Origin of the sequence: Lentibacter sp. XHP0401, assembly GCF_025751535.1 — a bacterium.
In the GTDB taxonomy this organism is placed as follows: domain Bacteria; phylum Pseudomonadota; class Alphaproteobacteria; order Rhodobacterales; family Rhodobacteraceae; genus Lentibacter.
Window position 1 is genome coordinate 34,744 of sequence record NZ_JAOWLC010000006.1, and the last position, 23,878, is coordinate 58,621.

The following is a 23,878-nucleotide window of genomic DNA, read 5'->3' on the forward strand; positions in this document are numbered from 1 at the left end:
CGCCTAAGGCTCGCGGAACGCCTCGCGCGACTTGTAAAGCGGCTTGAGCAGATAGGTCAGCACCGTCTTGGCACCCGTATGCAGTTCCACATTGGCCTGCATACCGGGGCGGATCTCGATACGGTTCTGCCGTTCGCTCAGCTGGCTCATATCGACCTTCACAGTCACCTTGTAATGCGCCGAAGCCTCGGGGTCGCGGGCATTTTCGTCTTTGAAAGTATCCGCCGAGATCACATCCACCTCGCCCTTGAGCGAGCCATAAATCGTATAATCATAAGCCGACAATTTTACAGTCGCTTCCTGCCCGCGGCGGATGTTGGCGATGTTCTTGGGCTTCACACGCGCCTCGACAAACAGCTCTTCATCCAGCGGAATGATCTGCAAAATTTCCTCACCGGGGCGCACAACGCCGCCAATGGTTGTCACTGCCAGCCCGTTCACAATCCCGCGCAAAGGCGAGCGCAGTGTGGTGCGGTTCAACTGGTCCTGGCCCGCCTTCAGCCCCTGTTTCAGCGTGGCAATCTCTTTCAATGTGTCCGAGTAATCCTGCGCGCGCTCAAGCTCGGTTTTGGTGACAATATCGTCATATCTGATCTTCGCATCTGCATATGCCTTGCGTGTTTTCGTGACCTCGATCAGCGCAACAATCTTCTTGGTGAGCAAGTCTTCCATCAAGCGCTTTTCCTGCGCCGCCTGCTCAAGAACCTGCTTTGCCCCCGTCTTGGCGGTGTTAAACTCGGTCTGGCGCGCCACAAGCAATGCGCGCTCGGACGCAACAATCTCGGGGCTGCGCAGTTGAAGCGCTTCCGGCACACCAAATTCGACGCGCCCTTCCATTTCGGCTTCAATACGGCGGCGGCGAATATCAAGCGCGATAATCTGGTCCTGCAAGTCATCCACCGAGGATTGGAACTGCGTGCCGCGCAGTTGTGCCAGCACATCGCCTTCGTTCACAACCTGGCCTTCTTTCACCAGAAGCTCGGCCAGAATGCCGCCTTCAAGGTTCTGGATAATCTGAGGACGTGACGACGAAATCATCTCGCCGTCCGCGCGCACAATCTCGTCAACCCAGGCAAAGGCCGCCCAAACAATAAAGAGAAGAACAGTCGCCGCACAAAGCCAGATGGTCAGGCTCGGTCCGCGCAGTTTTGCCCCAAGCTGGCTTGACAGGTTTGTTGCATCCGCACTCATGCCGCGCCCCCTGCACCCTTGCTCAGATGCGCCAGCACCTGATCGCGTGGCCCGTCAACGGCCATGCGTCCGTTTTGCAAAATCACCGTGCGTGTTGTCAGCTGCAAGATCGGCACACGATGCGTTGCGATAACAGCAGTCCGCCCTTTGAGCCATGTCTGCAAGCGGTCCACCAGCACCTTTTCGAGCGTCTGGTCAAGCGCTGCAGTCGGCTCGTCCAGCAGGCAAATCGGCGGGTTTTGCAGCCAAAGCCGCGCCCAGCCAATAGATTGACGCTGACCTATAGACAGCCCCGCGCCACCATCCCGAATATCCAGGTCGAGCCCCTTGGGGTGACCCTTCACATATTGCCCAAGCCCCGCGAAATCGAGCGCTTCAAGCAAGCGCGCATCATCGCGCTCCAGCATATTGAGGTTGAGGTTGTCGCGCAGCGTTCCCGCAAAAAGCTTTACCTCCTGCCCGAGGTAGCCGATCATCCGGCGCATATCGCGCGGATCAATCTGGCCCATTTCCATACCGTCAAGAAGCACACGCCCCTGCGTGGGCGCATAAAGCCCCGCAAGCACCTTCAGCAGCGTGGATTTGCCCGACCCGTTTGAGCCAAGCACAGCCACAGCCTCGCCAGCCTTAAGTTGCAAGCCAGCCACATCAAGCTGCGGCTTGCCGCCTTCATCATACTGAAAGCGCATCTCGTGAATTTCATAGTCGCCTTTCAGGCTGTCACGGCGCAAATAGCTGCGGTCCTCGGCGCGGTCCTGTGGCGCATGGGCAATCGCGTCAAGCCCGTCAAGCGCTGCCTTCACATTGCCCCAACGGGCCATCGTGCCGGAAAGTTGCGTCAGCGGGCCAAGCGTGCGGCCCGTCAAAAGGCCCACAGCAATAATCGACCCCACGGTAAACTCCCCCGCAAACACAAGGTAGGTCCCCATGATCACCGAGCAAACATATGTCGCCTGCTGCACGCCCTGCGACCAGAACGTAAGGGTTGAGGCCAACTGGCGCTGCTGGCTTGATTTGAGCGCCGACAATGCCGTCAGCTCGTCCCAAAGACGGCGGATACGGTCCTCGGAGCGCTGCGTTTTCACCGTATCAAGCTCGAAGATGGTCTCGTGCAACATCCGGCTTGCCTTGGCGCTCGCCCCTTGCGTTTCTTTGGTCAGGCGGATCATCTTTTTCTGGAGGAAAAACCCGGGCAGAACCATAAGAATACCGCCAAGGACGAGCACCCAGACGACGTTACCTGCGATCGAAGAGACCAGCAGGAGAAAGACAAAAATAAACGGAATATCCGCCAAAGCGCCCACGGTAGACGCCGTGAAAAACTCGCGCACAGAGCCGAACTCGCGCATAGATGAGAAAAGCTGGCTCGGCTCCTGTCCTGCCCGCTCGCTGCGCATCCCCAGCACGCGGTCCATCAGAATTTTCTGCACGCCAAGCTCGATCTGCCGCCCCGCCCCGTCCATCAGACGTGCGCGCGCCATCTTCAAAAGCGCCTCCATCAGAATAGCAAGACCCGCACCCACTGCCAGCACCCAAAGGGTTGCGACGCTCTGATGCGGGATCACGCGGTCATAGACCTGCAAGCTGAACAAAGCGACAGCCACGGCCAGCAAGTTGGCCACAAACGAACCGAGCGCCACTTCGCCAAACTGCTTTTTGAACTGCCCGAAATGCCCCCAAAACCAATGCGGCTCGCTTGTCTTGGGCGTATGCGCGCGGCTGATCTGCTTCAGCTGGGCCTCGGCCTTCACAATCATCCCCGTGAAATAGGGTTCAAACTCGCCAAGCGGCACAAGCGCGCGGTTGTCCGGACAGGTCTTGTCGTAAATCACAAGCGCGCCGTCTTCTTCGCCCATCACCAAGAGGAACTGTCCGCTTGTCATAAGCGCAAGCGCAGGCCAGCTCGCGTTGATCGAATGTGTCACCGTCTCGACAGACGCATGCAAGCCCTGCGCTTCCAGCGCCTTGGCCAGAACGGCAGGCTGCACATCATCCGCCTCGCCTTCGCGCAGCGCAATCACATCCAGAATATCACGTGAGGTGGTCTGCACACCCAATATACCGGCATAGGTTGAGGTAAGCTCCGCGCGGGTTTTCGTGCGTGCCCCTTTGGGCGCAGGCGCAACAGCCTCAATCTTGGCAGCAGGTGTTTCGGGCACCGCATTGCCCGCCTGCACTTGCATTTTAACAGGTTTGATCTGGCCCAGAACAGGCTTCGCAGCCGCCACTGGCTTCAGCCCGCGCTCGGCGGCGCGTTCAGCCGCCACACGGGCGGCACGCGCCTCTTCGTCCACAACCCGCCGCTCGATCCGCGGCTTTACCGTCACTGCCGAAACAGGCTGCGCACCCGTATTGGCCGAAGGCTTGAGCTTGGCCTTACCGCCAGCCTGAATTGTCAGCGAGAGCGGCTTCTTCTGGGTCAAATGTCGCCCCCGTCTGCCAGAAGTCCAAGCTCCTTGGCCATATCAAGCCGCGCGCGTGCCAGATCGTACTTCAAGCCGATCTCGGCTTCTGCCTGCGCGGCGTAAGTCTCATACACCCCGACAACATCCATCACCTGCCGCTGGCCCGCGTCATACTGGTTTTGAAACATATCGAGGTTGCTCTTGGCCCCTGCCGTCAGCGCCGCTGCTTCTGCAAGCTGTCGGCTTAGCGCGGCCGTTTCGGCCTCTTGCTTGGCCAACCGGCGGTTTGCCTCTTCCTGTGATTGCGCAACCTGGCGGCCGGCCGCCTCTTCTGTCGCCTTGATCGCCTCAAGGTTTGCACCCATCCCGATTCCGATAGCGTTTGTAGGTGCAACAGAGCCCGTGACCCCACCACCGCTGCTGTCAACCGAGGCCGTGACCGTTGGCAAATAACCTGCGCGGTCAATCTTTGCATTGGCAACCGCGCGGCCCTTCTCGGCCTCCGAAAGCAACACCTCCAAAGGCTGCGCCGCATCACGGCTTACCGTCAGCGCGCTCACGCCCTCGACATCGCCCAGTTTCTTGACAGACATCGCGTTAAGCTCGGCCACAGCCGCTTTCGCCGTTTCGCTCTCGGCACTGAAATCGGCCTGCATCTTGGCCAGCTTCAAACGGATTACGCTAAGATCAGACATATCCGAAACGCCACCTTTGACACGCTCGGTCATGATCCACTCGAAATGCTGCATGTCTTTCAAAGCACCGCTGAGCATCGTCGCGGTTTCACGCGCTTCCTGCCCGCGCAAATACAACATCAAAGCCGTGTGCACCCGCTCATTGGTATCAATCGCTAGGTTCACAGCGGCGACTTCAACATCGGCTTTGGCAAATTCGCGCTCTGCCTTCTTCCTGCCGCCCGAGTATAGCACCGCATCCAGAACGATACTTGCCACCGCATCACTCAGCGAGGTGAGAGAAATGCTCGGCCCCAAAGTGGGTAGCCAGTTCTTGGATTGCGCCTCGGCGCGCAAACGTGCCGAACGCAGTTCGCTTTCGGCGGCGCGCGAGTTGGCCGCCAGAACAGGCGTGGCCACACGATCAAACGCGCTGCCCGATGGCAAAATGCTTTGCCGCGCTTGCAGCGAGGAAATAACAATTGAATTGGCCGCTTCGGCCTCGCGCTTCTCGGCGATATTCGGTTCTAACAAGCCGGATTTGAAGCGGCTCACTTCACCGCCACCCGACATGCAACCGCTCATCAAGGTAATAAGAATCAAAGCACTGCTGGCCCTCAGGCCCAAAAGGTTCTGCCCCATAGATCGCCCCGTTTTTTATTAGGCGTTATTGTTTTGGGTGGTCGGGGCGCGCAATGCCTGCACATCTATACGCGCGCGCCCCTCCCTTTCGTCTTAAATAACTACGTTAACATCGTCGTCGATCAATACAGTGGCATCCTCACCGATAGTGTAGACATCGTAGGTCTGGCCATTCTCTGTGACAGTCCCTGTTGTCTTCGTCGCACCGGTGATGGTGACAGTGTCGTCATCGCCGCCATCAATCGCCAGAGTGTTGGAGTTCTCGGCAAAGGCCTCGATCTGGTCAAGCGAGAGCGTCAGATTGGTATCTTCCGCAAAGGTCAGATCAATCGCCTCGATCTCAAGGCCCGCGAGGTTCGGGTTCACACTCGACATATCGATATTGGAGCCCGCAGGATCATCAAGCGCCATAAAGGTGCCCGAAACGTTGCCCGCATCATCCGTTGCCGTAACAACAAGGTGTGATCCGTCGGGAACCGTGCTGTCAAAGGCAAAGATGTTGTTCCCGCCTGCCAGCATTGCATCCCCATCATCAGCGATCTGGTTAACATTGCCGCTGGCCTCAACCTCGAACACAGCTTGCGTGTCGTCGCTGTCACGGACCCAAACCGCTCCATAACCATCGTCTACGTTGGTTTCCGCGAAAATTTCAGGCGCGTTAGGCAGTTCCGCATCAATCGAAATCGTCTGCTTGATGCTGTCCACGTTGCCCGCCTCGTCCTTGGCGTTCACAATGATTTCCGCATCATAGCGCTCGGCATCAAAGGCCTCGGCAGGAAGCTCGAGTGTCCAGTTTCCACCAACCACTGTCGCGTCATAGGTTACGCCGCCGAATTCAACGGCAACTTCCGAACCCGCTTCAACCTGACCGGACAGGACGATCCCGTCGCTCACTTCGCTTGCGTTATAAACAGCATTGCTGCCTTCAAGTTCTGCACCACCGTCGAGCTTGTTAACCAGCGTGTCATACTGCACTTCACGTGTCACAAAGTTCGTGTTGCCGTTCTTGTCGATGACATCAACGCGCAGATCGAAACTGCTTTCGCCTTCAGGCAAAGAGCTCGTCGGCATAACAACGCTCCAGTTACCAGCCGCATCAACGGTTGCCGGCACAGATTGCCCGCCGATCGAAACGATAACCGAAGTGGAACCCGCTTCTGTTGTGCCGCTGAATCCAACACCATCGTCACGCTCGAAGCTGTTGATGATATTGTCATCCGTGACCGACACTCCTGAGATGGCCAGATCGCGTACAACCGTATCAAACTCGACAGTTCCGGTCACTTCACGGACGTTGCCTGCCGCATCCGTTGTCGTCGCAATGATCGGCGCATCATACTGCCCGTCTTCCAACTGGCTTGATGCAAAATCAGCCTTCCAGTTGCCCGCGGCATCGGTTTTGACAGTCATGGTCGCATCACCGAGCTTCACTTCAATCATGTTGCCCGGATCAGATGTGCCGCGCACGGTCACACCGTCACTTGCTTCATCGGCGTTCACAATGTTGTTGCCCTCAATCGGTGCGCTGCTCAGAGTGAGCGAGCCCGCCATATTGTCGATCACAACATCCTGTGTCAGCTCCGAGGTGTTCATCGCCAGGTCAGTCGCTGTCGCCGTCATGGTGAAGCTGTCACCGTTTGATTGCGGCAATTCGCTCTCGCTGAAGCTCACGCTCCACTGGCCGTTCACCACAGTCGCCTCACGGTCAATGCCCGCAAAGTTGACCATAACAGTCGAGCCGGCTTCAACAGTGCCGCCAAAGTTCACACCGCTTGTGGCTTCAGTGGCACTCACAATACCATCGCTACCGCCTGTGGTGGTGTTGATTGTGTAGTTTTCAACCAGCGTGTCAAATTCGACAGTGCCGGCTGTGCTTGAGGCGTTGCCCGCCGCATCAACTGCATTCACAATCACCTGGCCGGTGTAATCACCGGTTTTCACTTCGCTTGCGCTATATGTCACGCTCCAGCTGCCATCTGCCGCAACCGTGGCTTCGTGCACAATGCCGTCAAGGCTCACCGTAACAAGAGTCGACCCTGGCTGGCTTGTTCCCGTCAGGGTCACGCCGTCACCGTGTTCGCTGAAGTTGATCACCCCGTCCGAACCTGCGTTCGAGCCTGTGAATGCAACTTCGCCAACTGTATCAACAACAATCGTCTCAACCACTGTCGTCGAGTTGCCGTAGCTGTCGGTCGAAACGATGGTCACATCGCTCTCGTATTCGCCGGCCTTAACCTCACCTGAAGTATAGCTGACAGACCAGCTGCCATCTTCGCCAACCACGGTTTCCTTGACCACACCGTCAATCGTCACGGTCAGGCTTGCACCCGCTTCACCCGATCCGCTCAACACGATACCGTCAGGGTCTGAGTGGCCCTCGGCATTGAACAGGTCGTCAGTTGATTTGACACCTTCGTTCACAACAATCTCGGGGCCGGTCAGATCAATCGTCACGCCCGGTCCGGTCAACTCGGTGACCGTGCCATCTTCTTCCGTTACAACAACATCAACGGTATATTCACCATCATCGGGGAAATCTTCACCTTCAAAAGTTGCTTCCCAGTCGCCGTTCTCATCGGGCTGCACCGTCACGACATTGTCGCCGATTGTAACCTCGACATCAGAACCGGGCTGTGCCGTGCCTGTCACCACAACAGTCTCTTCAGCTTCGGTGACATCGTCACCACCGATAACAACTGTGCCGTCATCAACCGTTGGCGCAACATAAGCCGGCGTGCCGCCGCCCCCGCCGCCACCGCCGACACCGGCAATAACACCGGCACCACCTGCAACAGCCGCAGCCGTGCCAAGCCCGCCGCCAAGGCCGCTGAGCAGCCCCGCACCAAGCATCGAAACTTCGTCGTCCTGACCCATACCCGCATGCGCCACTTCCGTGCCGTCCACAAAGATAAGATCGTCGCCTGCGCCGTATTTGCCCCAGGTCTCGGCCACACCATACTGACCGTAAAGCTCACCGTTCGCACCGTCGACCAGCGTCACTTCACTGATATATGTGTCCGCTGATACATAGAGCTTCGCCACTGGCGCGCCCGATCCGTCAAAGAAATTTTCCAAAAGGATCACACGCCCATCGGCCAGTGCGATCTCAAGATTTGGCCCCGAGCGCTTGTAACCGACAATATCGCTCTGCCGCAGGTTGAAGGAGTATTCCCCGCCCGCACTTGTTTGAATTACTGTAAGATTTTGGTCCGCTGATACGCTTCCACGATCGACCGAACCCGCGCCACCACGGGCAACGAAACTAATTGGTTTCATGACACCACCATTTGCCTCAATAAAAATACACACGACGTCATTCATTGCGCCGTTTTTCTGCCACAATCCCTACTCATTAAAAACGCATTTGAATAGTGCCTATTTAGGGGGAACCCCCAAAATACTGCGTCATTACTGATATTTAGGGTGTTTTACGTTGCAGTGATGCAACAAAACGAGCACGGCTCCGCCTCCGCGTGTGGCCTCTTTAATGCACTCGCCTCGACTTAAAGACTGCCAAAAAACAGCAGGCGCCCGTTACTTCAAAAAGACATGGCCCTTCATGCCGGCAGGGATACGCGCCCCCATACGGCTCAGTATAGTTGGCGCAATCTGCAACTGGTCAATCTCGCTGCCCGCCGTCGGGCCCACTCCGTCACCGAAGTAATACATTGCCGAAAGTTGCTGCAAATCACTCTTGCCGCCATGATGCCCGCGCTCGTCCTGCCCGTGATCTGCGGTCACAATCACCTCATACCCCATCGCCCGCCAGCGCGGAATAAACGGCGCCAGCATCTCGTCCATCACAAAACAGGCATGGTCCATCTCCTGACAGTCATGGAAGAAGCGGTGGCCCATGCTGTCGAGCGTGCAGGTGTGCAACATGCCATAATCAAGCCCGAAGCGCGCACAGAGGTTCGTCAACGTGCCGAACAGGTCCACATCCGAAGGCGTCATCTGGTTGATCAGCCCATAGCCTGTCATCGTATGAAAACGGCCATGGTTAATAGTCTCGCTCTCGGGCTCGTCATATTCAATGTCGCGCACATAATCGAAAGGATGACGGTTGAAAAACTCGCTCCAGAACGAATGCGCCACAGCTCCTGTCACGCCCCCGCTCTTTCGCACCGCTGAAAAGACATCCTCTTCCTTGAGGCGAAACACATTCCCGTTGCCCGTGCAGCCATGCACCTGCGGCGTGACGCCCGTGTGAATGCTCGCATAGCAACTCGCCGAAATAGACGGCAGCACCGCGCGCACTGTCCATGTCTGGGCTTCCCCGCTCTGCACCCAGCCCTCAAGGTTGCCAAACAGACGGCGGAAGTTGCGAAGGGGCACCCCGTCCAGAATAATGAGCAGTAATTTACGTTTCATAAGCACCTCTCCAAAGCCGGCCCTGCCGCCCTTTTCATTGCCAATAAATATATCTCAGGGGGGGCGGGGGACTGCCCCCGGTTAAACGTGAAATTCGGCTGGCCGGGCTTTCGCACTGCGAAAACCCGATCCCCCCTCAGTTCCCCGCGCTTTCCATCTTACGGTTCGCTATCACCTCTTCCAGCCAGCCCAGCTTCATCTCGGGCACAGAGCTCAGCAAAAGGTCGGTGTAGTTGTCAAACGGCGGGCTCAACACATCGGTTTTCGTGCCATAGCGCACCACCTCGCCCTGATACATCACGGCAATGCTATCCGCGATTGCCCGCACCGTCGCCAGGTCGTGGGTGATAAACAAATAGGCCACATCCTCGACCTTCTGCAAATCAAGCAACAGCTTCAGAATGCCATCCGCAACCAGAGGGTCAAGCGCGCTCGTCACCTCGTCGCAGATAATGAGCTTGGGCTTGGCCGCCAGCGCCCTCGCAATACAGACCCGCTGCTTTTGCCCGCCCGAGAGCTCGGCGGGGTAGCGGTCCTGAAAGCCCTTGCCCAGTTCGATCTCGTCCAGAAGCTCCTGAATACGCTTCTGCTTTTCCGCACCGCGCAACCCGAAGTAAAACTCCAGAGGCCTTCCGATGATCGTCCCCACAGTCTGGCGCGGGTTCATTGCCGTATCCGCCATCTGGTAAATCATCTGCAACTCGCGCAAGTCTTCCCGTGGCCGCGTGCGCATCACCGGGTTGAGGTCGCGTCCCGCGAAATGCACCCGCCCCTCGCGCTGCGGCAAAAGCCCCGTAATCACCCGCGCAAGCGTTGACTTACCCGAGCCGCTTTCGCCCACAACAGCCAAGGTCTGGCCGGGGTGCACTTCCACATTCACATTCTTGAGCACATCGAAATTCGTGCCCTTGTAGCGCGCTGTGATGTTCTCGCAGATCAGCACAGGTTCGCTGGTCGGCTTCTTTTCAACGTGGTCAATCTTGCGCACCGAAACAAGCGCCTTGGTGTAGTCCTCACGCGGCGCGTTGATAATCTGGTCAACAGAACCATACTCAACCATATCACCCATCTTGAGCACCATAATGTCATCCGACACCTGCGCCACAACAGCCAGATCATGCGTGATATAGAGAGCCGCAACACCCGTATCGTGAATGGCTTCCTTGATCGCCATCAACACATCAATCTGCGTCGTCACATCAAGCGCCGTGGTCGGTTCGTCAAACACAACGAGGTCAGGCTCGGGGCACAGCGCCAACGCGGTCATACAGCGCTGCAACTGCCCGCCTGACACCTGATGCGGATAGCGCTTGCCAATGGTCTCGGGGTTGGGCAGCCCGAGCTTTTCAAACAGCGCAATCGCGCGCGCCTCGGCCTCGGATTTGGTGAATTTCCCGTGGCGGATTGCCGCTTCCGTCACCTGCTCCAATATCTGCTTCGCAGGGTTGAAGCTTGCCGCCGCCGACTGGCTTACATAGGTCACTTCCCCGCCGCGCAGGCTGCGCAAGTCACCGCGCGTGGTGTTCAAAATCTCGCGGCCATTGACCCAGACTTCGCCTCCGGTCAACTCGACACCGCCGCGCCCATAGGCCATAGTCGCAAGCCCGATGGTCGACTTGCCCGCACCGGACTCACCGATCAGCCCAAGCACTTTGCCTTTCTCAAGGTCAAACGAAACCCCATGCACAATCTCGATATCATGCGGCTTCTCACCGGGCGGATAAACGGTCGCGCCGATCTTGAGGTCACGCACGCGTACAAAAGCATCGCTCATCCGCGGCCCCCTTTCAGGCTGGTGGTTCGGTTCAAAACCCAATCCGCCACAAGGTTTACAGAAATCGCCAGTGTCGCAATCGCAATCGCAGGCCAGAGCCCCGCTCCGATGCCATAGACAATCCCGTCTTTGTTCTCCTTAACAATCCCGCCCCAGTCCGCCAGCGGCGGCTGCACGCCAAGACCAAGGAAGCTGAGCGTCGAGATGAACAGAACCATGAAAATGAAACGCAAGCCCAGCTCGGCCACCAAGGGGCTCAAAGCATTGGGCAGGATCTCGCGGAAAATAACCCAAAGCCGCCCTTCCCCGCGCAAGGAGGCCGCTTCGACATATTCCATCACATTGATGTCCACAGCCACAGAGCGCGCAAGACGGAACACACGGGTCGAGTCAAGCAAACCCATCACAAGAATGAGCACAGGCACCGTCACAGGCACCATCGCCAGAATAACCAGCGCCATAATGAGCGAGGGGATCGCCATCACAAGATCAACCAGGCGGCTCAGAAGCTGGTCCGCCCAGCCACCGAGCACGGCAGCCAGAAAGCCCAGCGTCGAGCCGGTGACAAAGCTCAGGATCGTACCCGCCGTGGCGATGAAAATGGTGGTTTGCCCGCCGTATATCATCCGTGTGAGAAGGTCGCGCCCGATGTTGTCTGTGCCAAGCAAGTGCTCGGAGCTCGCAGGCTCCCAGACATCGCCCACAACTTCGGCCATGCCATAAGGCGCAATCCAATGCGCAAAGATCGCGACAAAAAAGTAAACGCCGGTGATGAAAAGCCCGATGAGGGCCGAAAGAGGTATGTTCTTGATCATTTCGGGTGCCTCAGTCTCGGGTTCGACAGGATCGAGATGATATCTGCCAGCATATTCAGGCCGATATAGATCGCCGCGAAGATGACACCGCACGCCAGCACAACAGGCACATCGCGCTTGGTGACTGCATCAACAAGAAACTGCCCCATACCCGGGTAAACAAACACAACCTCGATCACCACAACCCCGACAACAAGATAAGCAAGGTTGAGCATCACCACGTTCACAATCGGGGAGACCGCATTGGGAAAGGCGTGTTTGGCAATCACATTGAAAGTGCTCAACCCCTTCAGCTCGGCAGTTTCAATATAGGCCGACTGCATCACATTCAAAATCGCCGCACGCGTCATCCGCATCATATGTGCCAGCACAACAAGTGTAAGAACCATGACAGGCAGCACGATCGACTGCAGCTTTTGCCAGAGCGTCATACTGTCATTGATCATCGCGAGAGCCGAACCAAAGCCCAGCTTCACCGCCAGAAAGTAAACCAGCACATAGCCGATGAGAAATTCGGGAATAGAGATGGTCGTGAGCGTGATGCCCGAGATCAGTTTGTCAGGCCAGCGGTTGCGGTAACGCACCGCGAGCAGCCCGAGAAAAATCGCCAGCGGAACCGAAACAAGCGCCGCCCAGAACGCAAGGAACAACGTGTTGCCAAGCCGCTTGCTGACACTCTCGGCAATGTCGAGCCTGTTGGTCAGCGAAACGCCGAGATCGCCGGTCAAAACGCCGCCGAACCACTCGAAATATCGTGTCGTTGCGGGGCGGTTCAGGCCCATCTCTTCGCGCAGGTTGGCAAGGCTCTCGGCTGTCGCCGACTGGCCCAGAACAGCCTGTGCCGCATCGCCCGGCAAGGCCTCGGTGAGGCCGAAGATCAGAATCGATGCGGCCACGAGCAACAGGATGCCCAGCACAAGCCGCTGGGCAACCAGTTTTATAATGGGGTGCATACTGCCGGATCCCGCTTACACAAACCACATCTTGCGTGTGATCTCGCCGTTCATCAGCTCCTGGTTGGCATTCTGCCCCCAACCGCCGAGAGCGGTGCTGTGTGCTTCCACGAAATCGTTGAACATCGGGCAGATAAGCCCGCCCTCGTCACGCACCATCCGACCCATCTTCGAGTAGATTTCCTTGCGTTTGGCCGTGTCGAGTTCTCCGCGTGCCTCAAGCAGCATCTTGTCAAACTCGGGGTTCTTGAAGCGCGTGTCGTTCCAGTCCGCCGTCGAGAGATAGGCGGTTGAATACATCTGGTCCTGCACAGGGCGTCCGCCCCAATAGCTCGCGCAGAACGGCTGCACATTCCACACCTCTGACCAATAGCCATCATTCGGCTCACGCTTGATCTCAAGCGGAATGCCCGCCTGCGCCGCCGTCTGCTGGAACAGAGACGCTGCATCCACGGCCCCGGGGAAGGCCCCATCCGCAACCCGCAAGATGATCGGGCTGCCGTCATGGCCGGATTTCTTGTAATGCTCCGCAGCTTTTGCCAGGTCAAAAGCACGTTGCTCGATGCTCTCGTCAAACAGCGGGTAGGATGCGTTGACCGGCATGTCATTGCCGACCGAGCCGTAGCCCTGCAGGATCTTTTCAACAAGCTCTTCACGGTTGATGGCATACTTGAGCGCAAGGCGCAGCTCGTTGTTGTCAAACGGCGCCGTGTCGGCGTGCATGATGAACACATAGTGTCCGCGGCCTGCCGTCGAGGTCACCTCGATGTTCGGCGCACGTCCAAGCAAGCCTGCCACTTTGGGCTCGACGCGGTTGATAATATGCACCTGCCCTGATTGCAGCGCCGCTGTTCGGGCCGTGGCATCATTGATCACGATGATCTCCACCGAGTCAAAATGCGCATCATCCGCCCAGTAGTTCTCGAATTTGGAATAGGCATGGCGCACACCCGGCTCGTTGGCTTCAAGCTTGTAAGGCCCCGTGCCGATGCCTGCATCCGGCGCATCCATGCCACCGTTGGGCTGGATGATCAGGTGATAATCCGCCATCAGATAAGGCAAGTCGGCGTTTGCATCTTTCAGCGTGACCGAGAAGGTATCGCCATCCACTTTCATGCTATCGATGCCGTTCATGATGCCCAGCGCGCCCGATTTTGAATCCTCGTTGGAATGGCGCTCCATCGTTTTCATGACGTCTTCGGCGGTCAGGGTCTTGCCGTTGTGAAACTCTACGTCCTTGCGGATCTTGAACATCCAGGTCTTGGCGTCCGCCGAGCTTTCGACACTCTCCGCCAAGAGGTTCTTGATCGAGCCGTCGCCGGCAACATCCACGAGCGTGTCGCCAAACTGCTTGCCGTTGTGAAAAGGCACCTGGCTCGCATAGGTTGCCGGATCGAGCGAGTTGGTGCTCTCTCCACCAACAGAGCCGATCTTGAAATCGCCGCCCTTCTTGGGCGTCTGTGCCTGCACCGCATCAGCCATCATCAGGTTTGCCGCTGCCGCTGTTACACCCAAAGCGCTGGCTTTGCCCATAAAATCGCGGCGCGAAAGCTTGCCTTCGGTTACGCGTTTTTTGAGATATTCGAGTTCGTTATTCATCATTCACTCCCGGTTGAATTTTCTGCCGCCTCGCCGCGGCTTTTATTAATCGTTGAGTCAAAGAAAGCGCATTGAGCGTGAGACAGCAAGATATTTCTCAGGAAATGCCCACAAGCGCCTCACATCATATCGCGTTCAATTCGCTCTTCCACATCACGGGCATAGACCAAAACATCGTTCTCATAGGCCTCAAGCCGCCCGCTCACATAAAATGCTTCGCGGTCACTGTGCATTCTGGCAAAAGTCTCCGTGCGCAGCGCAAGCCCCTCGCGTTCGGTTTCTTCGGTCCAATGTGTCATGCCGCGTGCAGAAAGCGGATCATCAGGATGAATCACCCAGGTCTCCCGGCTCACCCCGCCGCTCACGAGCCCATGTCTCACATCACGCACCTTGCCAAAATCATCGTCAATAATCAGCGAAACAAGCCCCGTCGCGTGGTCAATCTCCTGCCGTTTCACATTGCGCGGCGCGCGCAGTTCTTCGGTTTGCCACCCTTCGGCGCCCTCGGCCGCCTCAAAGCTCCACTCGTCCGCTTCGGCAAGGGCGCGCTCGGGCAGGCTCAGCACCCCGCCCCTCACCGTCACCCGTGCCACTTCGGGTGCAGGCCAGATCAACGGCCAGTAAGCGGTTGAAATCGCCACGGCAATCTTATGGCCCTCAGGCACGCGATACGCGATATGATCAAGCGCAAGCTCGATCTCGACCGCCTCCCCCACAGGCATCGCCTCGGGGCTGGCCGAACTGTTGCGATACGTCAGGTTCAACACCCCGAAACTTACCCGTGTGCTCGCCCCGTCAGGGTGCACATGATTGAGCCGCACACAGATCTGCCCCTGCGGCGCATCACTGCTCAGGCTCAGCCGCACCTTGGGACGCCCGACAATATCAACCGAACGCGCAAGCACAGGCCCTGTCCAAACGGCAGAATACAAATCATCCATCCGCTGGTCATCGCAAAGCTCGGGGCCACGCCCGATAGCGTAATACTCGCCCCCGCCAAGCCCGCAATGGGCAGGCGAGGCAATCTGCACCCGCGTCTCTCCCTCGCGCCCCAACTGTCCGTCAGGCCCGAGAGGATAGTCATGCATCTCGCCGCCCGTGGCCTCATCGGCAATCCAAACACCGTCTCTGGGCTCGTTAAAACGGCTGGGCCGATAGCCTTCCATTACATAACCGCGAAACGCAGGGTCGCCCTCAACACCGGTGTCGATGCCCTTGAGCCACTTGTCCCACCAGCGCTTGGCCTCCTGCAAAAACCCGATCCTCGGCTCGGGCTTGGCAATATGAGGATAAAGATGCACCCAGGGGCCGGTAATCCCCTTCGCACCCTCGATGTTCTCCACCAGCGCAGGCACGGCATTCTTGTAACCGTCCGCCCAACCGCCGATCGCCAGCACCTTGGCCTTGATGCGCGCATAATCCTCGCAAACCGAGCCATGCTCCCAAAACGCATCGCGCCGCTGGTGCTTCAGCCAGTTTGCGATGAGAAACGGCTCGCTCTTCAGGCGTTCCATCCAGATTTCGCGCCAGTCCTCGCGCAAAGCAGGGTCAGGCGGACGTGACGAATAAGCCCACATGGTCGAGGACCAGGCGAGGTTCTCGTTCAGCAAACAGCCGCCCTTGTGGTGAATATCATCGGCAAAACGGTCTACTGTCGAGCAAATCGAAATCACCGCTTTCAAGGGCTCGGGCTGCAAATAAGCCGTTTGCAAGCAGTTGAACCCGCCCCAGCTGATTCCCTGCATCCCGACATTACCGTTGCACCAGTCCTGCGCAGCCAGCCAGTTGATCACCTCAACGGCGTCATCAAGCTCCTGCTGCGTGTATTCGTCTTCCATGTGGCCATAGCTGTCGCCATTGCCGCGCATATCCACGCGCACCATCGCATATCCGCGCGCCGCCATCCACGGATGCGAAATCTCGTCTCGCCCGCAGGTTCCATCGCGCTTGCGATAAGGCAAATGCTCCAGAACCGCTGGCACAGGGTCATCCCCCGCATCTGCAGGCATCCACACCCGCGCCGAAAGGCGCACCCCGTCAGACATGACAATCCCCACATCGGGGCGGTCAACAATCTCTCTTAAACCATGTTCGCTCATAGCGGCATCTTGGCCTGCACCACGCGCGTGTCAAGCAGAGTCCTTGCGCTTAACCGGCCCGCTCAGCTTGCGAGGCGCAATGGCTCTTCTGCGCCCTCGGGCATGTCTGGCAAGATCGCTGCAGAAGCAGCGCCCCATTTCATACTGATCGCGCAGTAAGGCTTGCCGCCGTAATAAACAGGCTCTCCCACCACGGCAGCGTCAAAGCCGATGCCCCGCACGATCGCATCAAAGTTCTTTCGCGTGAATGCCAGAAGCTCCTCGGCACCCACTTTTTCCGGATATTCCGCGATGGTCAGAAAAAGCGCCGTCAAAGCGGATTTGCCCGAGGCCTCCACACGGCTCACCTCCCAGATGTTATCCGCCTGCGGCGCAGCCCGTTTGCCCAGAATATCGGCTGGTATACCCGGCAGCAGCCCCAGCATCGCGTCGCGCATCATATAGCTGAACTCGACCGAGCCATAAGACACGCGCGCCGAGGTCGGCATCAAGCGGGCATAGCCCTCAACCTTCCCGCCACGCTCGATCAGAATGTAAACAGTTTCAGCGCGGTCATACTGGTCCTGCTCGATATGAGCGCTGCGTGGAATGTCCCACCCCAGCTTTTCATAAAACAGCATCCGCCGCTTGCGCAGATGCTCATGCACAAGAGCGCCATAAACACCTCTGTTTTGGTCGGTCACAATAATACGGTTCCACATAGACAATCCCCCAAGATTACAAATGTGAGGTTACTCTTTAAATCAGATTGGCAGACTTTGATTAAAGATGTGTTGGCAATGCCCCCAAGAAATACAACTTAAAGTTGTATTGCAAGGTAAAACATTGCAATACAATATTAATCATTCTTAAAATTAAAGTTAACTCAGGGTTGAAGCCCGCCTCACTGGCACGGTTTCAGTCCAGGTCAGTCTCGGTAAGCTCAACGAGCATATCCAGCAAGGCGTCCAGCTTTTCCTGCCCCACACGCTCGCGCAGACGCTCGGAAATTTCGACGCTTTCAGACTGCGCGGACACAAGTAACTTGCGGCCCTCATCCGTAATATTCACCTGCACGCGGCGGCGGTCGTCCGGATGGCCCTTGCGGCTGATCAACCCCTTCTTGTCCAGAAGTTGCATGATCCTTGTGAGCGAAGGATTGAGCAAACAGGCCGCCTCGGCGATCTCTTTGGGGTCCATCATGCCGCGCTCGTCAAGCACCCGCAGCACCCGCCACTGCTGCTCCGTCACGCCGATCTTGGCCAGCATCCGGCGGTAAGGGCCCATAACTGTCTCGCGGCCGCGCAACATTGCAATCGGCAAAGAGCGCCGTGTGCTCGGCAAAAGGTTTGCCGTCTTACCTGTCGGTGCGGAGCCAGCCGCTTTCATATCATCGTCACTCATGCGTTTCTTTATGCGCAACTCTGTCTTATGGGCAAGCGTTTTAGCATGCGGCCAAAGCGCCTACACGCTCATAGCCAGCACACGGCTGATCTCGGTGAGAGAGCGACCTGATTGCGCACGCCAGATGTTGAACGCGTCTTGAACCGCACGCAGCCCCGCCTTGGAGCTTGGCGCCTTGTCCACGACCCCTTCGGCCACCAGCCGCGCCACCACATCGGGCGAAAGGATAAAGCTGCTCCGCCCGAGCATACGCATCCCGTAAGCTCCAGTCTGCCCACCAAGCCGCGCACCGCGTTTTTTGAGCATCTCAAGCAAGCCGACGAAGTCTTCATCCGGCCACTCACCCAGCACTTTGCCAACACCACCCTCGGTGCGCAACTCAAGGAAAAAAGCTGCGTTGTCGCGCACCGAAGCAATCTTCGGCCCCGATCGGACAATCCGCGTGTCGGTGATCAGACGGTCAAACATCTCGTCATCCATCATCGCGCAGCGCCCGATATCAAACCCGTAAAAGGCCGCTTCAAAACCGTCCCACTTGCTGTCTATCACCTGCCATGCCAGCCCGGTGCGGAACACATATTTGGAAATCTCCGCCAACCAGCGGTCTTCAGGGATGGCTGCAAGCTCTGCTGCTGACCTGGGTTTGTCGATCAGCGCCTCAAGCGCTGCCCCTCCGCCCTTGCGCTTGGCGGCAATCTCGTAAATCTCGTCAAAGTGGCGCATGGGGCTATCCTTTTTGCTCTTTCAAACATTCTGAAGCCAAATATCCGGAAGAGCCAGCTTTTCGGTATCGAATTTTCGCTTCGCGAAAATCCGACCCAGGCGAGAGGGCGCTGCCCTCTCGCGCTCTCCCGGGATATTTATAGCAATGAAAAAGGAATAAGCCTTGCCCACTTCCCTGCCCCGTTGTCCTCTGTCATAATGGCCAAAACCCATAACAAAGACGAGCAGCGGCACATGTCAGACGATCTTCTTACCGGCGCGGGCGCGAGCCCCGACAGCTACGACGCCTCCTCCATTCAGGTGCTCGAAGATATGGAGCACGTCCGCCTGCGCCCCGGTATGTATATCGGCGGCAAGGATGACCGCGCTTTGCACCATATGGTCGCCGAGATCATCGACAACTCGATGGACGAAGCCGTTGCGGGCCATGCCACATGGATCGAGGTGGAGCTGCACGAAAACGGCCATGTCTCCGTGCGCGACAATGGCCGCGGCATCCCGACAGGGCCTCACCCGTCAAACCCCGATAAATCCGCGCTCGAAATCATCTTCTGCACCCTCAACGCAGGCGGTAAATTCTCGGGGGACAGCTACGAAACATCAGGCGGCTTGCATGGCGTCGGCTCTTCTGTTGTCAACGCGCTTTCGGACCACCTGCGCGTCGAAGTGGCCCGAAACAAAGAGCTCTTCGCGATGGAGTTCTCCCGTGGTGTGCCGCAAGGCAAGCTCGCCAAAGTCGGCGCCGCCCCCAACCGCCGCGGAACATCGGTGACCTTCCACCCCGACCCTGAGATCTTCGGCTCTCTCAAGCTCAAGGCCTCCCGCCTCTTTGCCATGGCGCGCTCGAAGGCCTACCTTTTCTCCGGTGTCGAGATCCGCTGGAAAACCGCGCAAACCGATGGCGACACGCCACAAGAAGCCACGTTCCACTTTCCCGGCGGGCTTGCAGACTACCTCAAGGAAGTCATGGGAGGTGCCACCACCTATTCGGAAAACCCATTCGCAGGCACTGTCAGTTTTGAAAAGTTCGAACGCCCCGGCAAGGTCGAATGGGCCATCAACTGGACACCCGCCCGCGACGGCTTCATCCAGAGCTACTGTAACACCGTGCCCACCCCCGAGGGCGGCACGCACGAGGCCGGCTTCTGGGCCGCGATCCTCAAGGGCATCAAGGCCTACGGCGAGCTTGTCGGCAACAAAAAGGCCGCAACCATCACCCGCGAAGACCTCACCACAGGTGCAGGCGCGCTCGTGAGCTGCTTCATCCGCGAGCCCGAATTTGTCGGCCAGACCAAAGACCGCCTCGCAACCGTCGAAGCGCAGCGCATGGTCGAAAACTCGGTCCGCGACCACTTTGACAACTGGTTGGCAGCGGACACAAAATCCGCAGGCGCGATCCTCGATTTCCTCGTGCTCAGAGCCGAAGAGCGCCTGCGCCGCCGTCAGGAAAAAGAGACCTCGCGCAAAACCGCGACCCAAAAACTCCGCCTCCCCGGCAAGCTCACCGACTGCTCGTCAAAGTCGCGCGAAGGCACCGAGCTGTTCATCGTGGAAGGCGACTCTGCGGGCGGCTCCGCCAAAATGGCGCGCAATCGCAACTACCAGGCACTCCTGCCCCTGCGCGGCAAAATCCTCAACGTCCTCGGCTCGGCCTCCTCCAAAATCGGGACCAATCAGGAAATTTCCGACCTCACCCAAGCGCTCGGTGTGGGCCTCGGAACCAAGTTCAACGTCGATGACCTGCGCTATGACAAAGTCATCATCATGACAGATGCGGATGTCGACGGCGCCCATATCGCCGCCCTCCTCATGACCTTCTTCTTCACCCAGATGCGCCCGATGATAGACCACGGCCACCTCTACCTCGCCTGCCCGCCGCTCTACCGCCTCACCCAGGGCGCGCGCCGCCTCTATGTGGCCGATGATGTAGAGAAAGACCGCATGATGGAAAAAGGCCTTGGCGGTAAAGGCAAAATCGACGTGCAGCGCTTCAAGGGCTTGGGCGAAATGGACGCAAAAGACCTCAAAGAAACCACGATGGACCCGAAATCACGCAAGCTGATCAGGGTTACGATTGACGAGGACGAACCGGGCCAAACAGGCGACCTCGTGGAGCGCCTCATGGGCAAAAAGCCCGAGCTGCGCTTCCAGTATATTCAGGAAAACGCGCGGTTTGTTGAGGAGTTGGATGTTTGAGGGAATCGACCCCGTCCGACGGCACTTCCGCTCCAACCAAATGCGCTTAGCCAGACCGAGCAAAAGGCAATTTTTACAATCCCAACCAACGCATGAGTCCTCGCCTCCTGCGTTTGGTAGTAACCTTTCCGTTTTTAATCTCAGTGGAGCGCAATCCTAAAACCAAGGTCAGAGCTCCGATTGCATCCTCTAGTGCATCATGTGTTTGAGATTGGCTGTGAGTAACACCGCAATATACCCCAGCCTCTGTCAGCTTAGGCCATTTCACATCTCTACCATGTATTTCACAGGCGCGAGCATGAGTTTCGAACATTGTGCACAATTTTATATTGTTTCTAAGTGGCGTAACATTGGTGCGTATTAGTTCAGCATCTAAGAACGCTGAGTCGACTTTCACGTTGTGTGCAATTATAGGAAGGCTTCCTATAAATTCCCTTATCTCGCGCGCCTTATCTGCAAATTCGGGCTCGTTCTTTACATCTTTATCAGTGATCCCGTGAATTTCAGTAGCCGCCCTAGGAATAGGTATTTGTGGGTTGAACACAAAAGTCAGCCCTTCATAACTCCCTTTGAGTTGTCCGTTATCAAGCTCAAATTTCTGAAGGTCCACCTTGAGCAAAGCTATTGAAACGATGCGATCGTTCTTTGGGCTAAGCCCAGTTGTTTCTACATCAAATACAACAACTTCTGATAAGTTTTCAAAGTTCATTCAGATACCTTCGGCAAAGCGCTTTATTTCATAAGCACTTCATCGAAATTTACAACGAACGTCAAACCCCGTTAACTTAGGGTGGCTGCTCACCCACCCCTCCCCCACCCCCGCACGCACCGTTAACCCCTCCTCCCCATCACAACACCCCAGTCCCCCGGTGCACGCTTTGTGCACGCCTTGTGCACGCTTTTCACCCCCCTCACATTTCGGCCAAATCCGCGCATTAACCCTCTCGCGCGCTCGGCGGGTTCCCGCTAACATCGCCCCATGCGCCTCTTAGCCCTCGCCTTGTTCCTCACCCTCGCCGCCTGCGGCCGCCCTCTCTCAACGGGCGAAAAATCCTTTATAAATCAGATATATGGCCCCAGCTTCGCAGCCGAACGCGCCCGCCTCCACAACGGCGCGCTGGTCGGCTCGGTCACCTTCAAGCGCAAGAAGCGCCCGCGCCTCACATGCCGTGAGCGCATCTTCCCCGAACGCCCCGAAGAAATCGTCACCACAAGCCCTGCTGCCGTGGCGCTTTTCAACCATGTTTTCTTCGCCAAGCCGTTCTTTCTAAAGGATTATATGCACGGCTACCCCGACAGCATGAGCCTCTATGCTGCCATGCTTTTTGCCCATGAAGCCACCCACATCTGGCAGTGGCAGAACCGTGCGACAACAGGCTATCACCCGCTCAAGGCCGCGGCTGAGCACAGCGCCGTGGATGACCCATATCTCTTTGAAATAGAAACAGAAAACCGCTTTCTGGATTACCCCTACGAGCAGCAGGCCAGCCTCGTGGAAGAATACGTCTGCTGCACATCGCTCGACCCAGAAGCGCCGCGCACGAAGCGTCTGCAATCCATGCTGTCAGAGGCCTTCCCCCTCGGAAATATCCATATCCCCCAAAAGGTTAGCCTCCCATGGGACGGAGCCGAGACAGACCGCATCTGCCGTTAAAGCCTCTTTAAGACCTCTTGGGTAAAGTCATCCCCACGTTTCTCGAAGCTGTCATACTGATCAAAGCTCGCCGCCGCAGGGGCCAGCAACACAACATCGCCTGCCTCGGCCTCTTTCATCGCCGATTCGACGGCTTTTTCCATAGTGGTGCACACTTCGGCCTCAACGCCCGAAAGCTGCATCGCAAAATACGCCGCCTCGCGTCCGATCACATAGGCCTTTTTCACGTGGCCTAGCGCGTCTTGCAAGCCGCTCAAACCGCCCTCTTTTTCAAGCCCGCCACAGATCCAGCGGACATTTTCAAACGCGCGCAAAGCCTTCTCCGCCGCGTCCACATTCGTCGCCTTGCTGTCGTTCACATAAGAAACGCCACCGGCCTCGGCAATAAGTTGCGAGCGGTGCGGCAAGCCCTTAAAGCTATGAAATCCCTGCTCAATATCGCGCGGTGCAAGTCCGAGCGCACGGCAAACAGCATAGGCTGCACAGGCATTCTGATGGTTGTGCGCGCCGGGTAAACCCTTCACCTCGCGCAAGTCAATCGAGGCCACCTGACGCCCCTTGCGCCACTCGGCAAGGAAGCCCTTGCGCGCATAAACGTTCCAGCCATGCCCCGTCAGTTTCCGTTTAACTGATACACGGATCACCCGGTCATCGCCCTGCCCCGCCGAGAGTTGGTTGTCCAGAAACAACCCCTCGTTTTCATCGACGCCAATCACAGCACGGTCAGGCCCGCCTTCCGCAAACAGCCGCCGTTTGGCCGCAAAATAGCCGCCCATCCCGTGGTGGCGGTCCAGATGATCCGGTGAAAGGTTTGTAAACACAGCAATATCCGGCGTCAGCGCCCGCGCCAGCTCGGTCTGATAGGAGCTCAGCTCAAGCACAATCACATCGCCCGAGAGCGGCACATCAAGGTCAAACACACCGCGCCCGATGTTGCCCGCAAGCTGAGCGGTTTTGCCAGCGCTTTCAATCAGATGCGCAATCAAAGCCGAGGTTGTCGACTTCCCGTTTGATCCCGTCACAGCCACCACACGGGGTGGCACATCCAGCGCGTCCCAAGCACCGCTTCCAAGCGAAGCAAAGAACAGCCCGATGTCATTGTCCACAGGCACCCCCGCCATGAGGGCTGCCGTCACAACGCGGTTTGGCTCGGGGTAAAGATGCGGAATTCCGGGGCTGACAACCAGTGCCGCCAAGCGGCTCATCACCGCCTCGCGCGCCAGGTCCACACACTCGAAGCCCTCGGCTGCCGCCCGCTCCCGCGCATCAACGTTGTCGTCCCAGCAGAGCGCCTCGGCCCCGCCCTCGCGCAGGCTCCGCGCCGTTGACAAGCCGCTGCGCCCAAGGCCCAAAACGCCCACGCTCTGGCCCGCATATCCTGCGACTGGGATCATCGGAT

At 57.6% G+C, this 23,878-nt stretch carries 17 protein-coding genes; 2 read left to right on the forward strand and 15 right to left on the reverse strand.

Going from position 1 to position 23,878, the window contains the following annotated elements; genetic code table 11:
- Nucleotides 1-3: 3 nt before the first annotated feature.
- The 13 genes from OE750_RS09300 to OE750_RS09360 form a co-directional block, all read right to left on the reverse strand.
- Nucleotides 4-1,191, reverse strand: a complete 1,188-nt coding sequence (locus OE750_RS09300) for an HlyD family efflux transporter periplasmic adaptor subunit (protein ID WP_263763829.1) — start codon at nucleotides 1,189-1,191, stop codon at nucleotides 4-6.
- The gene (locus tag OE750_RS09305; RefSeq protein WP_263764044.1) at nucleotides 1,188-3,374 is read right to left on the reverse strand and encodes an ATP-binding cassette domain-containing protein; all 2,187 of its coding nucleotides are present in this window, start codon (nucleotides 3,372-3,374) and stop codon (nucleotides 1,188-1,190) included. Before OE750_RS09305 ends, OE750_RS09300 begins: the two co-directional genes overlap by 4 nt.
- A 236-nt stretch (nucleotides 3,375-3,610) precedes the next feature.
- Nucleotides 3,611-4,912: a TolC family protein gene (locus tag OE750_RS09310; protein ID WP_263763831.1), complete on the reverse strand. Its 1,302-nt coding sequence runs from the start codon at nucleotides 4,910-4,912 to the stop codon at nucleotides 3,611-3,613.
- 93 nt (nucleotides 4,913-5,005) lie between these two features.
- Complete coding sequence (locus tag OE750_RS09315) at nucleotides 5,006-8,188, reverse strand: Ig-like domain-containing protein (RefSeq protein WP_263763833.1); 3,183 nt, start codon at nucleotides 8,186-8,188, stop codon at nucleotides 5,006-5,008.
- Nucleotides 8,189-8,446: 258 nt separating this feature from the next.
- Entirely contained in the window at nucleotides 8,447-9,283 is an 837-nt protein-coding gene (locus OE750_RS09320) for an alkaline phosphatase family protein (RefSeq protein WP_263763835.1), read from the reverse strand.
- A 136-nt stretch (nucleotides 9,284-9,419) separates the two neighbouring features.
- Nucleotides 9,420-11,057, reverse strand: coding sequence for an ABC transporter ATP-binding protein (locus tag OE750_RS09325; protein WP_263763837.1), 1,638 nt, complete (start codon nucleotides 11,055-11,057; stop codon nucleotides 9,420-9,422).
- On the reverse strand, nucleotides 11,054-11,869 hold the full coding sequence (locus OE750_RS09330) for an ABC transporter permease (protein WP_263764045.1): 816 nt from the start codon (nucleotides 11,867-11,869) through the stop codon (nucleotides 11,054-11,056). The genes OE750_RS09325 and OE750_RS09330 overlap by 4 nt, the downstream gene beginning before the upstream one ends.
- Nucleotides 11,869-12,825 carry an ABC transporter permease gene (locus tag OE750_RS09335; RefSeq protein WP_263763839.1) on the reverse strand — a complete coding sequence of 319 codons (957 nt, stop codon included), beginning with the start codon at nucleotides 12,823-12,825 and terminating at the stop codon, nucleotides 11,869-11,871. Before OE750_RS09335 ends, OE750_RS09330 begins: the two co-directional genes overlap by 1 nt.
- Before the next feature lie 15 nt (nucleotides 12,826-12,840).
- Nucleotides 12,841-14,424 carry an ABC transporter substrate-binding protein gene (locus tag OE750_RS09340; RefSeq protein WP_263763841.1) on the reverse strand — a complete coding sequence of 528 codons (1,584 nt, stop codon included), beginning with the start codon at nucleotides 14,422-14,424 and terminating at the stop codon, nucleotides 12,841-12,843.
- Nucleotides 14,425-14,543: 119 nt separating this feature from the next.
- Nucleotides 14,544-16,523 (reverse strand): CocE/NonD family hydrolase, encoded by a 1,980-nt coding sequence (locus tag OE750_RS09345; RefSeq protein WP_263763843.1) that lies wholly within the window; start codon nucleotides 16,521-16,523, stop codon nucleotides 14,544-14,546.
- A 62-nt stretch (nucleotides 16,524-16,585) separates the two neighbouring features.
- Nucleotides 16,586-17,224, reverse strand: coding sequence for an acyl-homoserine-lactone synthase (locus tag OE750_RS09350; protein WP_263763845.1), 639 nt, complete (start codon nucleotides 17,222-17,224; stop codon nucleotides 16,586-16,588).
- Between the two features lie 196 nt (nucleotides 17,225-17,420).
- The gene (gene hpaR, locus OE750_RS09355) at nucleotides 17,421-17,906 is read right to left on the reverse strand and encodes a homoprotocatechuate degradation operon regulator HpaR (protein ID WP_263763847.1); all 486 of its coding nucleotides are present in this window, start codon (nucleotides 17,904-17,906) and stop codon (nucleotides 17,421-17,423) included.
- Nucleotides 17,907-17,966: 60 nt separating this feature from the next.
- Nucleotides 17,967-18,629 carry a DNA-3-methyladenine glycosylase I gene (locus OE750_RS09360; protein WP_263763849.1) on the reverse strand — a complete coding sequence of 221 codons (663 nt, stop codon included), beginning with the start codon at nucleotides 18,627-18,629 and terminating at the stop codon, nucleotides 17,967-17,969.
- A gap of 234 nt (nucleotides 18,630-18,863) precedes the next feature.
- On the opposite strand from OE750_RS09360, the gene parE reads away from it, so the two are divergent.
- Complete coding sequence (gene parE, locus OE750_RS09365) at nucleotides 18,864-20,825, forward strand: DNA topoisomerase IV subunit B (protein WP_263763851.1); 1,962 nt, start codon at nucleotides 18,864-18,866, stop codon at nucleotides 20,823-20,825.
- A gap of 73 nt (nucleotides 20,826-20,898) precedes the next feature.
- On the opposite strand, the gene OE750_RS09370 is transcribed toward parE, so the two are convergent.
- A complete protein-coding gene (locus tag OE750_RS09370; protein ID WP_263763852.1) occupies nucleotides 20,899-21,534 on the reverse strand; it encodes a 3'-5' exonuclease in 636 nt (211 codons plus the stop codon).
- Nucleotides 21,535-21,804: 270 nt separating this feature from the next.
- Here OE750_RS09370 and OE750_RS09375 point away from each other — a divergent pair, with 270 nt between their 5' ends.
- Nucleotides 21,805-22,479 carry a hypothetical protein gene (locus OE750_RS09375; RefSeq protein ID WP_263763854.1) on the forward strand — a complete coding sequence of 225 codons (675 nt, stop codon included), beginning with the start codon at nucleotides 21,805-21,807 and terminating at the stop codon, nucleotides 22,477-22,479.
- On the opposite strand, the gene murD is transcribed toward OE750_RS09375, so the two are convergent.
- Nucleotides 22,476-23,873, reverse strand: a complete 1,398-nt coding sequence (gene murD, locus OE750_RS09380) for a UDP-N-acetylmuramoyl-L-alanine--D-glutamate ligase (protein WP_263763856.1) — start codon at nucleotides 23,871-23,873, stop codon at nucleotides 22,476-22,478. The genes OE750_RS09375 and murD overlap by 4 nt on opposite strands.
- Between the last annotated feature and the right edge of the window lie 5 nt (nucleotides 23,874-23,878).

Coding starts and splice junctions, on each gene's coding strand:
- OE750_RS09375 (WP_263763854.1), top strand. CDS start 21,805: ATGCGCCTCTTAGCCCTCGCCTTGTTCCTCACCCTCGCCGCCTGCGGC.
- OE750_RS09345 (WP_263763843.1), bottom strand. CDS start 16,523: ATGAGCGAACATGGTTTAAGAGAGATTGTTGACCGCCCCGATGTGGGG.
- hpaR (WP_263763847.1), bottom strand. CDS start 17,906: ATGAGTGACGATGATATGAAAGCGGCTGGCTCCGCACCGACAGGTAAG.
- OE750_RS09350 (WP_263763845.1), bottom strand. CDS start 17,224: ATGTGGAACCGTATTATTGTGACCGACCAAAACAGAGGTGTTTATGGC.
- OE750_RS09370 (WP_263763852.1), bottom strand. CDS start 21,534: ATGAACTTTGAAAACTTATCAGAAGTTGTTGTATTTGATGTAGAAACA.
- OE750_RS09300 (WP_263763829.1), bottom strand. CDS start 1,191: ATGAGTGCGGATGCAACAAACCTGTCAAGCCAGCTTGGGGCAAAACTG.
- OE750_RS09360 (WP_263763849.1), bottom strand. CDS start 18,629: ATGCGCCACTTTGACGAGATTTACGAGATTGCCGCCAAGCGCAAGGGC.
- OE750_RS09310 (WP_263763831.1), bottom strand. CDS start 4,912: ATGGGGCAGAACCTTTTGGGCCTGAGGGCCAGCAGTGCTTTGATTCTT.
- OE750_RS09335 (WP_263763839.1), bottom strand. CDS start 12,825: ATGCACCCCATTATAAAACTGGTTGCCCAGCGGCTTGTGCTGGGCATC.
- murD (WP_263763856.1), bottom strand. CDS start 23,873: ATGATCCCAGTCGCAGGATATGCGGGCCAGAGCGTGGGCGTTTTGGGC.
- parE (WP_263763851.1), top strand. CDS start 18,864: ATGTCAGACGATCTTCTTACCGGCGCGGGCGCGAGCCCCGACAGCTAC.
- OE750_RS09315 (WP_263763833.1), bottom strand. CDS start 8,188: ATGAAACCAATTAGTTTCGTTGCCCGTGGTGGCGCGGGTTCGGTCGAT.
- OE750_RS09340 (WP_263763841.1), bottom strand. CDS start 14,424: ATGAATAACGAACTCGAATATCTCAAAAAACGCGTAACCGAAGGCAAG.
- OE750_RS09305 (WP_263764044.1), bottom strand. CDS start 3,374: ATGCAAGTGCAGGCGGGCAATGCGGTGCCCGAAACACCTGCTGCCAAG.
- OE750_RS09320 (WP_263763835.1), bottom strand. CDS start 9,283: ATGAAACGTAAATTACTGCTCATTATTCTGGACGGGGTGCCCCTTCGC.
- OE750_RS09325 (WP_263763837.1), bottom strand. CDS start 11,057: ATGAGCGATGCTTTTGTACGCGTGCGTGACCTCAAGATCGGCGCGACC.